Below are 14,689 nucleotides of genomic sequence, written 5' to 3' on the forward strand. Positions count from 1 at the left end.
GCTTGACCTTGTGAAGCAGTTCTCATTCAGTCTATTCCCCTTTATTCAGTTTTCAAGCTGTATTTTTGCAGAAGGAGCCGGGCGGAAGTCCGGCGGGCTGCGAAGCAGTTTATTTAGGCACCATTAGCTCAGTTGGTAGAGCAACTGACTCTTAATCAGTGGGTCCCGGGTTCGAGTCCCTGATGGTGCACCAAAAGCGATTGTAGAGTGAGTTGACGGGGACATTTTTCGTATTTTGCGAAGCAAAATCAAAGTCCTTGAGACTTTGAGGAAAATGTCAAAATCAATTGCTCTGCAATTGATTTGGCCCGTTGGTCAAGCGGTTAAGACACCGGCCTCTCACGCCGGTAACGGGGGTTCGATTCCCCCACGGGTCACCAGGAATAATGACGGCGAAAGTCGTTCATTATATACAGACAGATGCAGTGCTTTGCGAAAGCAAAGACAAAGTTCGGTGGACTTTGAGGCAGATGTCAAGGCCACTTGCAGAGCAATTGGCGAAGTCGGTGTTGATGGCGCGTAGGATCCACCCGTTCCCATCCCGAACACGGAAGTTAAGCTACGCAGCGCTGAAGATACTTGGTGGGAAGCTGCCTGGGAAAATAGGGCGATGCCGACACAAATATTCCTCCTTAGCTCAGTTGGTAGAGCATGCGGCTGTTAACCGCAGGGTCGTTGGTTCGAGCCCAACAGGGGGAGCCAAAAGTAGAGCACCCAAACAGGTGCTCTTTTTTTGGCTCCGGACCAGTCTCCTTCTGATCAAAAAGGGAAAAGCCCCCGCACTGTCATGACAGTGCGGGGGCTTTTTTGGTGCTGTGCCAATCCGCAGCGCGCCAGTTCAATCTTCTATCTGCCCGCTGTCAGCTTCTCTGTCTTTTGATAGGGGGGCGTGAGGAGCGCCGCTGGACAGTTTTTTTGGAGAGGGTGCCGCCTCACCGCAGTTATGTATAGTGCCGAAAACCCGGCTCAATCCGACCCTTCGCCCCCTCTGTTTATCAGGTACTCTTTACTTTTTGCGGGCCAGGATCAGCAGGAAGCTGGGCTTGTGGTACTCCTTCTCAAAGAAGGGATACTGCGCCACCAACTCGGGAGAGGGAAGGGGCTCTTCCATCCGCTCGACGGCGAGCCCGGCGTCCGTCAGGGCGTTGATGAGCTGTGAAAAGGTGCGGTGGTACTTGACCACTCCGTCCACAAACCAGGTGATCTCTCGCTTTCCCGGGCGGCCGTAGTCGTTTAGAGGATGGTAGAGGGCCCTTCCATCTTCCCCATATACCCAATAAGGGGCGGTCTCGTCGATGTGACAGGTGCCGATGGGGTGTTCTTGAGAGAAGAGGAAAACGCCGTCGGGCCGCAGACAGTCGGCCACACTCTTTGCCAGGGCGGCGAAATCCTCCACATAGTGGACGGCCAGCGAACTGAGGATCAAGTCAAAGCGCTGTCCCAGCTCCCCGATTCGGCTCATGTCCATCTGCTCAAAGCGAATCCCGCGGCCCCCGTTTTCCCGCTCTGCGGCCGCCAGCATCCGTTGGGAGAGGTCGATCCCCGTCACCGAGTGGGCACCCCGCTGCGCGCAGAGGGCGCAGACCTCCCCAAAGCCGCAGCCCAGGTCCAGTACATCCTTTCCCGCGGGATCCGGCAACAGGGAAAGGAGAGCTGGGTGTTCCAGCAGAACATTGTAGTTGACCGGGTTTTCCCGCAGAGAGCGGTATCCCTCGTAAAAATCGGGGTGGTCATAGATGTTTTGCAGCTTGTCCATAACAGCCTCCTCCGTCTTGGTGTTTAGCCGAGTAAAACCAAGTATAGCACAGCGGAAAAGAAAAGGGAAGCGAAAATATCCGATAGGCACAAAAATGAATGTACTAAAAAAGAAAAAATAGTGAATGATTGCACTTGTCCTCTCTTTCCTGTATACTAATTTCTATCGGGCTTTTGGGGGCGCGGCGCTCCAAAAGGCCGAAGGCGATACCTGTCCGGTCCGTGTGCCGGCCCGATCTGCAAGGAGGATACAGATGCAGCTATTCAAACGGCGGCTGGGGGGAGATCCCTCCGCCCACCCGCCCTATATTCCCGGCGACCTCACCACCGGCCCGCCGGGGAAAACCCTCTTTTTCTTCATGATCCCCATCCTCATCGGCAACATCTTTCAGCAGTGCTACAACCTGGCCGACACCATCATTGTAGGGCAGTTTGTGGGGGCGGGCGCCCTGGCGGCAGTCGGCGGGGCCGGCCCCATCTTTTATATGGGAACCATTGTCTCCTCCAGTTTTTCGGTGGGGGTTGCCGTTGTCACCGGCCAGTTTTTCGGTGAAGGCCGCCGCAGAGAAATCAAGGACATCTTCAGCACTTCGGTCCTCTTTACGGTCGTCACCTCCATCCTCATCAGCGTTTTAGGGGTCCTTTTTACCCCTGCACTCCTCCGCTTTCTCAACACACCGGAGGACGTCTTTGCCGACAGCGTCACCTATCTCACCATCATTTTTATCGGCTTTCTCTTCATCTTCCTGGTCAACATCGGCGGCAGTCTTTTCAACGCCCTGGGCGATTCGAAAACGCCCCTTTACTGCATGGCTGCCGGGGGCCTTCTCAACATTGTCCTCAACCTCTGGTTTGTCATTGGCTTTGGCTGGGGGGTCTTTGGCGTGGCCCTGGCCACCGTCATTGGGCAGGTGTTCACCTGCGCCATCGGTTTTCCCCTGCTGATGTGCCGCATCGCCCGCCTGGGCGACGGGCAAACAGGGCTGCGCCACGGGTTCGGCCGCTTTCGGGCCGACCTGCTGGGGCTGATCGTCAAGCTGGGGGCCTCTTCCGCCCTGCAGGGGATCGTCCTCTCGGTGAGCGGGCTGCTCATCCAGGGCATCATCAACAGCTTTGGCAGCCTCTATATGGCGGCCTACACCTCGGCCCAGAAGATCGAGCTCTTCCTCACCCTCCCCATCTACAACCTGCACAACGCCCTCTCCAACTACAGTGCCCAAAACATCGGCGCCGGCCGGCTGAACCGGGTCAAGCAGGGGTATCGGGTGAGCATCCTCTGGTCGATGATCTTCTGTGCCGCCATGGCGGTCATCCTCTTTTTGTTTGGGGGGAATCTCATCGGCATCTTTATCAAGGCCGAGAGCGATGGCGCTGTCATCCAGGTGGGGACCCAGTACCTGCGGATGCTCTGCATCGCCTACTTCCCCATGTCCTTCATGTTTATGAGTGAAGGGCTGCTGCGGGGGGCGGGCGACGTGCTGGCCGTCTCCTTCATCACCGCCGGAGGGATGCTCTTTCGCATGATCGCGGCATACAGCTTTGCCTCCCTCCTCGGGTTTTATACGGTGGCAGTGGCCTACTTTTTCAGCTATACCTCCGAGTCCATCCTGGCCTACATCCGGGTCCGCTCCGGCCGATGGCGGGAGAAAGCCGTCACCGGTGGCGTGTCTCCTGTGGCCGAGGGGAACGACGCCCTCTGACATACCCAAATCTTTAGAAACAACTGTCAAGACAGAGAAAGCCCCCTGCTCATTGCGAGCAGGGGGCTTTCCCCGGAAAGTATGAAAAAGTGGCGCCAAGTGCCATCTGGTCGGCTGGTTTTAGTGGAGGGTCTCCACCGAAATTTTGTCGTAGTTTTTGTTGTAGGTGACCTCCTGCTTGCTGATCTTCTCCTCCAACAGGTCGTTGAAGAGGGCGTCCTTGCAGGCGGTCACCAGGGAGTCGTGGTTCTCGTCGATATAGCTCTGGTCGATGGGCAGCTTTTTGATGATGTGATAGCCGTACGAGGTCTTGACCACGTCGCTGATCTCTCCCTCGGCCAGGGCAAACGAGGCGTCTTCAAACTCCTCCACCATCTCGCCGGGGCCAAAGTAGTAGCCGTCCTCGGTCAGGCCGGGGTCCTCGTTGTACTGGCTCACCAGGGTGGCAAAGTCCTCGCCGCTGCGGGCCCGCTCCAGGATCTCCTGGCTTAAGGCCTCGGCGTTCTCGGTCTCGTTGGTCACCAGGACATGGCTCACGTGGGCGTATCGCTTCTGCAAGAACTCGCCCAGCACCTCGTCGGTGACCTCCATGGTGCCGCCCTCGCCAAAGAGGTGGTTTTCGACCTTTTGTTGCAGGTAGCTGGTCTGCATCAGCTGCAGGTAGAGGTCCTCGGTGAGGTAGGCGGATGTCATCGCCTCCTGAAAGGCCTCTTCCGAGTCGTAGCTCTCTTTGACAGAGGCCAGCTGGCTGTCGGCGCTGGCCTTCTCCTCATCGCTGAGGGAGAGGCCGTACTCGTCCGCCAGGGCGCGGATGGCGCGGTTGGACTGCAGCGCCTTGAGCACGTAGTCGGAGAGCTGGGCCCTGACCTCGTCCTGCCCTTCCCAGGCGGTGTCATCGCCGTTGTCATAGCCGTATTTCATGTTGAGGAAGTAGTAGCGGTACTCGTCCATTGAGACCTTGTCCCCGTCGATGGTCATGACCACCGGCATGGAGACGCCCTTGCCGTCCACCACGAGAGGGGAGTTTTTGGCCCCGCAGCCGGTCAGGGCGGCAAGGGTCAGTAGAGAGGCGGCGCCGACGGCGGCGACGCGCTGAAAATGCTGGGAAAGATGCATGTGGTTTCTCCTTTACTCTGTGGTTGGGTACGCCTTTAGCTTACCCAACCAATGTGTAGACTGTGTGAAAAGTGCGAAAATCCTTTGCGAAATGAGCGTCAATCTGCAAAAAAAGCGGATAAACCCCGAGTAATATCCAATTCTGTGGAATTCTGATGGGTGAGTTTTCCACAGCTGTGGAATTCGATGTTGAAAACACCGGTGCCATGGGAATTGTCGCTGCGAGAATTGCGAAAGTTTTCCACACCCAAAGGGCAATTGCAAGAGAACAAAGTTTTTGGTATACTATTTGTAAATATTGCACCAAGACCACCGGCTCTCTGGCCGGGGGAAAGGACTTTTCATGACGCATTACAAATCGACCAGCCGCTCGCGGCGTTTTGCTCTCGTTCCAGTGCTGCTTGCGCTGTTGGGCTCTTTGGCTTTGGCCCTGCCCGCGCAGGCAGCTGACGCCCTCTACCGCTTCACCCACAACGGGCAGGACCTGTTGGCGGTGGGAACGGTCACCTCGGTGGGGGAGGGGAGCATCACCTTTTCCATCAGCGAGATCCCCAAGAGCTCCTCCTCCATCGGCGGCGGGAGCAGCCCCCTGCCCTCCAGTGAGGTCCGCCGCGAAATCAAGGTGGAGAGGGGAGAGGCCTTGCGGGACCTGCAGCCGGGGGACGCGGCCATCCTCTCTTTAAAAAAGAAGATGTGGGGCGGCTTTGTCCTGGACAACGGCGCCTACCGGCTGGACAGCACCGCCCTGCCGGTCCAGGCCTCCACCCTCGCAGGGGAGGAGAACGCCGAGACGGCGGCGGTGACCTTCTTTGTCAACTCCCGCGGGGTCTTTTGCGAGTTTGCCTTTGAGGGGGACGACGGGCGGGTCGCCCTGACCTACAAGGGGCAGGACTACCTCATCTACGACCGGGCGGCCGGGGGGATCCAAAACCCGCAGATACCGGGCACCCCCAACCGCCTGCCCACCGAGCCCAAGGGGGACGACTGGTTTGCCAACTGGCAGTCTCCGGCCGTTCTCATCGGCATTCTGGCGGTGGCGGCCGGCGGGGCGATCGCCCTGCGCGTCCTCTTTAAAAAGAGAAAGCGCAGGCACACCATCTACCTCAAATAGCGGCGGCTGCCGGGCGGAAAGCGAAAAAATGCCGCCAACCTTGCGGGCGGCGGCATTCAAAAGCCTGAGGGGTGCTTTTGAGGAGGATAGTGCAGTCCTAAAAACATTTGCGGCATTGTCTTTAGGCTTGTTCTTATTATAGCCCTGAAGCCCAATTTGTTGTGAATGATATGTTAATAAAAGGTGAAAAAACCTGAGTGATCATTTGAACTTTAGAGAGAGGTGAGAGACGTGGAAAAGGTGGAGCGAAAAAAGCGGGAGCTGCTGGAATTTTTGTACCGCCAGGTGGGGGAGGGCATCCCCCCCTCGGTGCGGGAAATCTGTGCGGCCATGGGCTTCAAATCGACCTGCACCGCCCACAAGTACCTGAAGATGCTCGAGGAGGACGGCGAGATCGAGGTGGTTCACGGCTCAAACCGGGGCATCCGCATCACTGGGCGGCACACCGCCGCCATCCCTCTGCTGGGCACAGTGGCGGCTGGCACCCCCATCCTGGCCCAGCAGGATATAGAGGACTATATCGTCAGCGACCTGCGGGGCGAAGGGCTCTTTGCCCTGCGGGTCAAGGGAGACAGCATGATTGGCGCCGGCATCTTCGAGGGGGACATCATTCTGGTGCAGCAGACCCCTGAAGCCCGCGACGGGGAGATCGTGGTGGCCCTGATCGAGGACGAGGCCACCGTCAAGCGCTTTTATCGGGAGCCGGGCGGCCGCGTCCGCCTGCAGCCCGAAAATGACCGCCTGTCCCCCATCTACCCCGACACTGTGGCCATCCTGGGCCGGGTGGTGCGGCTCATCCGCAATTACTGAAGAAAGTTGACAGAGGAGAGGCTGCCCCAGTTTGTTGCTGGGGTGGCCTCTGCATTTTTAGTGCGTTGTCTGCCCTTTTGTTACGGGCTTTGCCTGCGCGCCGGACAGCGCCGTCTTCTTGTGCTTTGCTGCGGGGAGAGGGTGCTCTTTGCTCTCCCCCTCAGGCTGCCCTGTCCTGTACCGGTAACGGGGAAAGGGAGGGACTTTTTCCCCGGCGAGCGCTGACCACAGGCAAGCACGGGGTGAAGGGCCCCATCACCTCTGGCGGCTGTCGGGAGAGAGCGGGCCCGTGCTGAGATGGGGAAAGGCACGCCGCCCTCGGTATCTTGGGGGGATGTTGCACTTCTCTTTCCACAGGCTTTGTCCTTTGCCCCTGCGCGGCGTCGATGCCGCCTCCTCGCGCTTCGCTGCGGGGAGAGGATCGCGTTTCCCCTACAGCCGTACTGTGCCGGCAGAGAGGAAAGGCCTTTTCCCATGTTGGACCCTGGCTGCAGACAATCGAGAGAGAAGGGAAGCTTTTCCCCCCTATCGCTCTCGCTGGCCGTCGGAAGAGAGTAGACTTGGACTGAGATGGGAGAAAGCCGCGCTGGCCTCTACATTTCGGGGGCTGTGCTTTCTTTTTTGGGGATTTTGCCCCTGCGCGCTGTCCGCGCTGCCTCTCCGCACTCCACTGCGGGGAGAGGTCGGCCTTTTTCCCCCGTGCCCCTCCTTTCCACCCCATGCCGGCGGTGGGGAAAGAGCCCTTTTCCCGGCGGGTTCTGGCAGCGGGCAATTGCGGGGGAAAGGTGTCGACCCTTTCCCCTCACCGGCTGCCGGGGGGGCGGTATGGCCCCTAGCTGAAATAAGGGGAAAGCAGCACTTCTCCCTGCGCTTTTGAGGCCCGTGCCCGCCTGTGAAAAGACGGTACAGCTGATAAGTGGGTAAAAGGAGAAAAGAGAGGCTAGATTTGGCGCTTGCGATGAATTTTTTGACTATTTTTTGTGAGATATTTTTGCTTTTTTAGGCGTGGCGGTGTATAATAAGACAGTTAAAGGGCTTGTACAGCCGGACGAGGGGAGATCACACTTCCGCCGGCTGCTTTTCCTGCCGCGGGCAGCGAGCCAAAACCGTTTGACAGCCAGCCATTCTTGGGGAGGAACACAGTTTGACTAGAAACGATTTGAGAAATATTGCCATTATTGCCCACGTCGACCACGGCAAGACCACCCTGGTAGACGAGATGCTCAAACAGGGCGGCATCTTCCGCGAAAACCAGGTGGTGCGCGACCGGGTGATGGATTCCGGCGCCCTGGAGCGGGAGCGCGGCATCACCATTCTCTCCAAAAACACCTCGCTCTTTTACAACGGGGTCAAGATCAACATCATCGACACCCCGGGCCACGCCGACTTTGGCGGCGAGGTAGAGCGGGTCTTGCAGATGGTGGACGGCGTGCTGCTGCTGGTAGACGCCTTCGAGGGCCCTATGCCCCAGACCCGGTTCGTTCTGGAGCGGGCGCTGGCCCTGGGCCACACCATCATCGTGGTGGTCAACAAGGTCGACCGCCCCGACGCCCGCCCCGAGGAGATCGAGGACGAGGTGCTGGAACTGCTTTTGGACCTGGACGCCAGCGAGGAGCAGCTGCAGAGCACCTTTGTCTACTGCTCTGGCCGGGAGGGGACCGCTTCCCTGGACTACAGCGACCTGGGGGACAACCTGATCCCCCTCTTCAACGAGATCATTGAAAAGGTGCCCGCCCCCAAGGGCGACCCCGAGCTGCCTCTGCAGATGCTGGTCAGCTCCATCGACTACAACGAGTACGTGGGCCGCATCGCCATCGGCCGCATCAAGCAGGGCACCATCAAACAGGGGCAGGAGGTGGTGGTCACCAACTACCACGGCGACCAGACCCCCCGCCGGGGCAAGGTGGTCAACCTCTACCAGATCGACGGCCTGACCCGCGACGCGGTGGACAGCGCCCAGTTCGGCGACATCGTCTGTGTCTCCGGGGTGGAGAACATCACCATCGGCGACACCATCTGCGCCCCCGATGCGCCGGAGCCGCTGCCCTTTGTCAAGATTTCCGAGCCCACCATCGAGATGACCTTCTCGGTCAACGACAGCCCCTTTGCCGGGAGAGAGGGCAAATACGTCACCTCCCGCCAGCTGCGCGACCGGCTCTTCAAAGAGCTGCTCAAGGACGTCTCCCTGCGGGTGAGCGAGACCGACACCACCGAGAGCTTCAATGTGGCCGGGCGGGGCGAGATGCACCTCTCCATCCTCATTGAGACCATGCGCCGGGAGGGGTATGAGCTGCAGGTCAGCACCCCTCGCGTCCTCTTCCACGAGGAGAACGGCAAGCGGATGGAGCCCGTGGAGCGGGTGACCATCGACGTGCCGGAGGAGTGCGTAGGCAGCGTGATGGAGAAGATGGGCACCCGCAAGGGCCAGCTGGTGGAGATGCACCCCACCGGCAACCGGATGCGGCTGGAGTTCCTGATCCCCTCCCGCGGCCTCTTCGGCTACCGCAGCGAGTTCTTGACCGACACCAAGGGCGAGGGCATCCTCAACACCATCTTCGAGGGGTATGAGGAGTACAAGGGCGAGATCCCCACCCGCCAGGTGGGCAGCTTGGTGGCCTATGAGACCGGGACCGCCGTCACCTACGGCCTCTTCAATGCCCAGGAGCGGGGCACCCTCTTCATCCCCGCCCAGACCGAGGTGTACGAGGGGATGATCATCGGCTCCAACCCCAAGGCCGAGGACCTGGTGGTCAACGTCTGCAAGACCAAGCACCTGACCAACACCCGCGCCTCTGGCTCCGACGACTCGCTGCGGCTGACCCCGCCCCGGGTGATGAGCCTGGAGGAGTCGCTGGAGTTCATCTCCGACGACGAACTGGTGGAGGTCACCCCCGAGTCGATCCGCCTGCGCAAGAAGATCTTGAACAATCAGCAGCGGGCCAAGATCACCCACCGCAAATAAGAGAGCGAGCGATTATCTGCTCCGGCGCACAGAAAATCCTGTGCGCCGGAGCTTTTTCTTGCCCAAAAGGGAGAAATTCTGCCGCCGATGCCCCTTTTGGGAGAGGCATCTTGCCAAGCAGAGGGCTTTTCTGTATGATAGAGAAAGGAAAGGGGAGATCGGTTTGCGTCGGGAAAAATCGTGTGGCGGGGTGGTGTACACCAGGGAGGGCGGCCAGCTTCGCTTCCTACTGATTCGGCATAAAAAGGGCGGCCATTGGGCCTTTCCCAAGGGGCACATGGAGGCCGGCGAGAGCGAGCGGCAGACGGCCCGCCGGGAGATTTTGGAGGAGACCGGCGTACAGGTGAAGATGCAGGGCAAGTTTCGGGAGAGCGTGGCCTATGATATCGGCACCATCATCCACAAGACGGTGGTCTACTTCCTCTGCGAGATCGTGGGGGAACCCGAGGTCACCATCCAGGAGGAGGAGATCTCCGACTACGCGTTTTTCGGGCCGGACGAGGTGCCGGGGCACCTGACCTACTCCAACGACAAGCACACCTTTGCCAAGGCCTTACGATATATAAAATCTCGCAATTTGGCTTGACAACGGTCGGCAGCCGGTGTATTATATATAAGCACGTTACAAGCGCCAATAGCTCAGCTGGATAGAGTGTCTGACTACGAATCAGAAGGTCGGGGGTTCGAGTCCCTCTTGGCGCACCAAGCAAGCCGCTCATGATTTTTTTGTGAGCGGCTTGCTTTTTTGTATCTGCCAAAGGGCGTGCGGCAACGCCTTAACTGCCCTGCCCACTGGCACAGAATAGAGAAAAATGAAAAAGAGCCATAGGTTTTTCTATGGCCTTTTGTTTTTGCAGCGGGTTTGAGGCGCATGTTGCAACGAAACCGCTGGAGGCCGTATCTGCTCCCCTTCAAAACAGAAGGGAGACCGGCCGATGGCTTTTTTAGCGGATCTGGGGGGAGCCGGCAGGGCCCTACCGCCATCGCCTTCAGCAGCCGGAAGGGAGGGGAAGAGGAGGCGATTTTGCCTTATGAGAAGAGGGAGTTTTTTGGAGGAGAAGGGAAAACGAGGAGAGCAGCTGCGCTGCAAATGTCAAGTCTTGTCTGCACAGGGAAAAGTCGGTATACTATCTTCTCGTGGCATCACGCGAAAGGACTGATTTTTGGTTTGCAGTTGATTGAAGAGGTATTTACAAAAGAGGTATACGCGCCCTTTGTGCGCTATTGCCAGCTCCACCACCTGCGGGAGATGGAGGACCTGCGCGGGTTCTCCCCGGCAGAGGCGGCGGGGTGGCCGGGGGTGACGCCGGCCTTGCAAAAGCGGGTGGGGCTGCTGTTGAGCACGTACTGGAGCCGCCACCCCCAAACACCGGCCCCCGCCCCGAAAAGGGAGCCGCTGGAAGAGCGGGTGCGGGCCCATTTTGAGGAGAACGCCCACCGGGTGGTCCGGCTCTCTGAACTGACGCCGATTGCCGGCGGACTTGGGCAAAAGGAACTCGCCCGGATGTTGGAGCGGGTGGACTGGTGCAGCTGCCTGGACAAAAACAGCTATTTTTACACCAGCCCCAAAGGGGAGGCAAGCCGGTAAAACCGGTTGCCATCGGTCTGACCTGCTGGTATGATAGAGGGGAAAACAGAGCGGCGGCAGCGCCGCCTGAACGGAGGGAACAGGATGCAGAGAGTGTACTGGATCCGCCACGCCGAATCGGACCACAGCGTTCACAGCGACGCCCTGCGGCCCCTGACTGCCAGGGGCCTGGAGGGGCGGCACAGGGTGGAGGAGTACCTGGCCGGCCACGCAGTGGGGGCGGTCCTCTCCAGCCCTTACCGGCGGGCCTACGACACGGTACAGCCCTTTGCGGCCAGCCGGGGGCTGCAGGTCCTCTGCGACGACCGCTTTCGGGAGCGCCGGGTGGCGGGCGAAGGGGAGTGGATCGAGGACTTCTCCGACTTTTCCCCCCGCCAGTGGGCCGACTTTTCCTACCATCTGCCGGGGGGAGAGTCCCTCGCCCAGGTGGAGGAGCGGATGGTGGAAGGGCTGCAAGACGCCCTGGCCGCCCATCCCGGAGAGGATCTGGTGATCGGCACCCACGGCACCGCCCTCTGCGTGCTGATCCACCACTTTGTGCCCGCCTTCGGGCTGGAGCAGTTTGCCGAAATGGTGGAAAAGCTGCCCTGGGCGGTCTGCATGACGTTTAAAGAGGGGCGCTTTTCCGGGTGGGAGGTCGCAGACATCTCCTATTGAGAGAGGTCTGTTGTTGCCTGAGCGCAGAAAAAGAGGTCTGGGAATCTTCCCAGACCTCTTTTTTTAGATGTTCCGCCGCCAAGGGGAGGGCACGCAAGGCGTTCTCACGCGGTGACGGAGATTTGTTGCAGGGGATTACTCGGAGACCTTTTTCAGGCCCAGGTCTTTGGCAGCCAGCTCCAGAGCGTCTTCCAGGGTCCCGCAGATGCAGGGGAAGGTGCCGGTCATCATCAGGTTGACCATCTTGCCCCAGTCCTCGATGAAGGCGCCGTCTTTGTCGTAGGCCTTTTTGATGACCTTGCCGTCGGGGGTGGTCTCCTCTTTCCAGGTGACCGGGCCGTAGTACTTGTCGACAGCGGTGATCATGTCCTCCTCGTCGTAGTAGGCGTAGACCTTTTTGCCCTTGGCGTAGGCGTAGACGGCCTCCCACACGGTGCCGGCGTCGGGCTCGGAGCCACGGAAGTGCTTGAAGTTGGCGAAGACCAGCTCGCAGCGCTCCAGCCGCTTGATGTTCATCCAGCAGACTTTGTCGGAGGTGACGGGGGGCTCGATGACATCGGGGAACTCCTCATTGGGCAGGGGGGTCAGGCCGTACTGTTTGCAGAGGGCCTGCTTCTGGGCTTTGACCTCTTCAAAATCGGGGTAGAAGCAGTCGGGGCCGGCAAGGAAGGTGTAGATGGGTTTGTCCATGATAGTGACTCCTTTTCTTTTGTTGTATGTATTTGAAAAGCCCGGAGGGCATTTCAGACGAGATTCAGTTCTGCTCTGAGAAGATGGGGTTTTTGCGCAGGTGCTCCCGCAGCTCTTCCCGGGTGGGGACCTGGGCGCGAATGCCCTCTTTGGCGCGGGAGAGGAAGGCGGCGGCCTGGGCGTAGATGGCGGCGCTGTACAGCTCCTCCCCGCGGTTGAGGGCCAGGGCGAGGGCGGCGATAAAGATGTTGCGGTCGCCGTTTTTGTCGATCTCCATCCCCATTTCGGGCTGCCCCAGGGTCAAGAATTCGTTCCCGGTGGCGATGAGCACCCCGTCGGCCCCGTACTTGAGGATGGCGGTGCGGGCCCCCCGCTCCAAGAGGGTGGAGAGGGCCAGGCGGGCGGTCTTGAGATCGGGCTCCTGCCGGCCGGTGAGGGTGCAGACATCCGCCTCGTTGGGGAGGACGATGTCGACAGAGGGGTAGAGTTCCAGCGGCAGCCGCTCCACCGGGGTGGCGGAGAGGAGGACAAAGGCCCCGTGGCGCTTGGCCATGGTCGCGGCCTCGGTCACCGCACAGGCGGGCAGCCGGTTGGAGATCACCACCGTCTTTCGCCCTTCAAAGAGAGATTCAAATTCTGCCAGATCGCCCGGCCGATAGCTGTCGTTGGCCCCGGCGCTGTAGATGAGGGAGGGGGCCTGTTCCCCGCTGACGCGGTGGACAAAGATCATCCCCGAGGGGACGCCTTCTGCGACGGTGATCCCCCGCACGTCCACCCCGCGACTGCGCAGGGTCTCGGTCATGGTCTGGCCAAAGGCATCGTCGCCCACCCGTCCCAAAACGGCGGCGCGTCCCCCCAGCAGCACCGCGGAAACCGATTCGCGCGAGGCGGTGCCGTCGGTCTCCAGCCGGGTCTCGTCGGCCTTGATGGTGTCCCACAGGGTGGGTGCGGCGGGCAGGTAGAGGGAGACCCCCATATTGATGGTTCCCACAAAGAGTATTTCTTCTTCCATACTTCCTCCTCGGCGGCTTTTCGGCGACCGGTCTGGCCGGGCCTGCCGGCAGTCGGGGCGTTCCCCCTGTTACAGGGTGCTCTTGCGCACGGTCAGGGTGTGGCGGAGGCACTCGCTCTCCACTGGCTGACCCTTGATTTTTAGCAGCAGTTTTTCAGCGGCCTTGGCGCCGATCCGGTACAGGGGCTTGGACATGGTGGTCAGCCCGGGGTAGGTGGCGGTGGCCAGGACGCTGTCCTCCAGGGAGAGGATGGCGCAGTCCTGCGGCACCCGCACCCCCCGGTTTTGCAGGGCGTGCTGCACCCCCAGCGCCTGCCCGTCGCAGACGGCGACGATGCCGGTGGGGCCGTATAACTCGTCGGCCAGGGAGTAGCCCAGGGCGAACCCGGCCTGGTAGGTGTTGGGGCCGGTGAGGACCCGCAGGCGGGCGCCGGTGTCCTTCAGGGCGTCGGCACAGCCCTTGTTGTAGGCCATGTCAAAGCCGGGGACAGTGACCAGCACCACCGTTTTGGCCCCCTTTTGCTGCAGGTAGGCCGCCGCCTCCCGCGCCGCGTCGTAGCGGCTGGAGTAGACCGCGGGGAGCCCGGCCATGGGGAAGCATTCGGCCAGCACGGCGGGCAGGCCGCTGGCCTCGGTCTTGCGCTGGGCCTCCTCGCTCAGGTGCAGGCCCAAAACCGCCCCCGCGGCCCCGGTGGAGATCATCTCGGGGAGGACCCGGTCCAAGTAGTCGGCGTCTGTCTCCGCGCAGTAGAGAAGCACCGGCACTGAGGCGGCGCTGGCGGCGTCGCAGGCCCCGCCGGCCAGGATGTTCCAGACCGGGGACATGATGTCCGACACCACCAGGGCGATGGCGCCGGTCCCCTTGCCGGAGAGGGCACGGGCGCTGAGGTTGGGGCGATACCCCAGCTCCTCAGCCGCCCGGCGCACCCGGGCCTTGGTGGCGGTGGAAATGCTGGGGGAGTCGTTGAGGGCGCGAGAGGCGGTGGAGATATTGACCCCCGCCAGCTTGGCCACCTCTTTTAAGGTTGCCACGGGCACTCCTCCTTTCTCTAGAAACAGTTGCACATCTGTGCAATCAGTTGCATTCTGTTCAAAGGATACTCTTTTTTTGCATTTCCTGTCAAGAGGGCAGGGGGCGTTTTTTGCAAATAGCCGACAAAATCGGCATATTGGTCGGAAAGGCGCAATGTTTTTTGTGAAAATATGTATTGACAAAGGGAAGGGGAGAGTGATAAAGTTGACAAGAATAAAAATTGTGAAAGTTGTGCAATCGGTTGCGCAACCGTGA

General features: G+C 60.1%; 12 protein-coding genes, 4 tRNA genes and 1 rRNA gene. 12 read left to right on the forward strand and 5 right to left on the reverse strand.

All coding sequences use genetic code 11. The annotated features are described in order from the left end of the window. Nucleotides 1–117 precede the first annotated feature (117 nt). The 4 genes from KQI11_RS10875 (at nt 118) to KQI11_RS10890 (ending at nt 702) form a co-directional block, all read left to right on the forward strand. A tRNA-Lys gene (locus KQI11_RS10875) sits at nt 118–193 on the forward strand. Nucleotides 194–305: 112 nt separating this feature from the next. After that, nucleotides 306–380, forward strand: a tRNA-Glu gene (locus KQI11_RS10880). Nucleotides 381–502: 122 nt separating this feature from the next. Next, nucleotides 503–619: ribosomal RNA gene (gene rrf, locus KQI11_RS10885) — 5S ribosomal RNA — on the forward strand. A gap of 7 nt (nt 620–626) precedes the next feature. Continuing rightward, nucleotides 627–702: transfer RNA gene (locus tag KQI11_RS10890), tRNA-Asn, on the forward strand. A gap of 304 nt (nt 703–1,006) precedes the next feature. Here the strand turns inward: KQI11_RS10890 and KQI11_RS10895 are convergent. After that, nucleotides 1,007–1,756 (reverse strand): class I SAM-dependent methyltransferase, encoded by a 750-nt coding sequence (locus KQI11_RS10895; RefSeq protein ID WP_216402130.1) that lies wholly within the window; start codon nt 1,754–1,756, stop codon nt 1,007–1,009. Nucleotides 1,757–2,009: 253 nt separating this feature from the next. On the opposite strand from KQI11_RS10895, the gene KQI11_RS10900 reads away from it, so the two are divergent. Further along, nucleotides 2,010–3,455 carry an MATE family efflux transporter gene (locus KQI11_RS10900; RefSeq protein ID WP_216402131.1) on the forward strand — a complete coding sequence of 482 codons (1,446 nt, stop codon included), beginning with the start codon at nt 2,010–2,012 and terminating at the stop codon, nt 3,453–3,455. Nucleotides 3,456–3,575: 120 nt separating this feature from the next. Here KQI11_RS10900 and KQI11_RS10905 read toward each other — a convergent pair whose 3' ends face one another. Beyond that, nucleotides 3,576–4,571 carry a peptidylprolyl isomerase gene (locus tag KQI11_RS10905; protein WP_216402132.1) on the reverse strand — a complete coding sequence of 332 codons (996 nt, stop codon included), beginning with the start codon at nt 4,569–4,571 and terminating at the stop codon, nt 3,576–3,578. Nucleotides 4,572–4,914: 343 nt separating this feature from the next. Here KQI11_RS10905 and KQI11_RS10910 point away from each other — a divergent pair, with 343 nt between their 5' ends. From KQI11_RS10910 to KQI11_RS10940, 7 genes are all read left to right on the forward strand, one after another. Next, on the forward strand, nt 4,915–5,682 hold the full coding sequence (locus KQI11_RS10910; protein ID WP_216402133.1) for a hypothetical protein: 768 nt from the start codon (nt 4,915–4,917) through the stop codon (nt 5,680–5,682). Between the two features lie 240 nt (nt 5,683–5,922). Next, entirely contained in the window at nt 5,923–6,492 is a 570-nt protein-coding gene (gene lexA / locus KQI11_RS10915) for a transcriptional repressor LexA (protein ID WP_353653974.1), read from the forward strand. Between the two features lie 1,144 nt (nt 6,493–7,636). Beyond that, on the forward strand, nt 7,637–9,454 hold the full coding sequence (typA, locus tag KQI11_RS10920; protein ID WP_185916708.1) for a translational GTPase TypA: 1,818 nt from the start codon (nt 7,637–7,639) through the stop codon (nt 9,452–9,454). Nucleotides 9,455–9,647: 193 nt separating this feature from the next. After that, on the forward strand, nt 9,648–10,040 hold the full coding sequence (locus KQI11_RS10925) for a bis(5'-nucleosyl)-tetraphosphatase (RefSeq protein ID WP_353653976.1): 393 nt from the start codon (nt 9,648–9,650) through the stop codon (nt 10,038–10,040). A 42-nt stretch (nt 10,041–10,082) separates the two neighbouring features. Continuing rightward, nucleotides 10,083–10,159: transfer RNA gene (locus tag KQI11_RS10930), tRNA-Arg, on the forward strand. A 511-nt stretch (nt 10,160–10,670) separates the two neighbouring features. Then, nucleotides 10,671–11,042, forward strand: a complete 372-nt coding sequence (locus tag KQI11_RS10935) for a hypothetical protein (protein WP_216402136.1) — start codon at nt 10,671–10,673, stop codon at nt 11,040–11,042. An 84-nt stretch (nt 11,043–11,126) separates the two neighbouring features. Then, the gene (locus tag KQI11_RS10940; RefSeq protein ID WP_216402137.1) at nt 11,127–11,699 is read left to right on the forward strand and encodes a histidine phosphatase family protein; all 573 of its coding nucleotides are present in this window, start codon (nt 11,127–11,129) and stop codon (nt 11,697–11,699) included. A 135-nt stretch (nt 11,700–11,834) separates the two neighbouring features. Here the strand turns inward: KQI11_RS10940 and KQI11_RS10945 are convergent, their stop codons facing one another. From KQI11_RS10945 to KQI11_RS10955, 3 genes are all read right to left on the reverse strand, one after another. Beyond that, nucleotides 11,835–12,389: a nucleoside 2-deoxyribosyltransferase gene (locus KQI11_RS10945; protein ID WP_216402138.1), complete on the reverse strand. Its 555-nt coding sequence runs from the start codon at nt 12,387–12,389 to the stop codon at nt 11,835–11,837. A 64-nt stretch (nt 12,390–12,453) separates the two neighbouring features. Then, nucleotides 12,454–13,401 (reverse strand): PfkB family carbohydrate kinase, encoded by a 948-nt coding sequence (locus tag KQI11_RS10950; RefSeq protein ID WP_216402139.1) that lies wholly within the window; start codon nt 13,399–13,401, stop codon nt 12,454–12,456. A gap of 69 nt (nt 13,402–13,470) precedes the next feature. Next, nucleotides 13,471–14,433, reverse strand: a complete 963-nt coding sequence (locus KQI11_RS10955; protein ID WP_216402140.1) for a LacI family DNA-binding transcriptional regulator — start codon at nt 14,431–14,433, stop codon at nt 13,471–13,473. Nucleotides 14,434–14,689: the final 256 nt, after the last annotated feature.

It is taken from the genome of Acetanaerobacterium sp. MSJ-12, assembly GCF_018917875.1.
Lineage (GTDB): Bacteria > Bacillota > Clostridia > Oscillospirales > Ruminococcaceae > Bittarella > Bittarella massiliensis.

Excerpts from the sequence above, each read along its gene's own strand:
- KQI11_RS10910 (WP_216402133.1), top strand. The coding sequence starts at position 4,915 with ATGACGCATTACAAATCGACCAGCCGCTCGCGGCGTTTTGCTCTCGTT.
- KQI11_RS10945 (WP_216402138.1), bottom strand. The coding sequence starts at position 12,389 with ATGGACAAACCCATCTACACCTTCCTTGCCGGCCCCGACTGCTTCTAC.
- KQI11_RS10950 (WP_216402139.1), bottom strand. The coding sequence starts at position 13,401 with ATGGAAGAAGAAATACTCTTTGTGGGAACCATCAATATGGGGGTCTCC.
- KQI11_RS10905 (WP_216402132.1), bottom strand. The coding sequence starts at position 4,571 with ATGCATCTTTCCCAGCATTTTCAGCGCGTCGCCGCCGTCGGCGCCGCC.
- KQI11_RS10940 (WP_216402137.1), top strand. The coding sequence starts at position 11,127 with ATGCAGAGAGTGTACTGGATCCGCCACGCCGAATCGGACCACAGCGTT.
- KQI11_RS10900 (WP_216402131.1), top strand. The coding sequence starts at position 2,010 with ATGCAGCTATTCAAACGGCGGCTGGGGGGAGATCCCTCCGCCCACCCG.
- KQI11_RS10895 (WP_216402130.1), bottom strand. The coding sequence starts at position 1,756 with ATGGACAAGCTGCAAAACATCTATGACCACCCCGATTTTTACGAGGGA.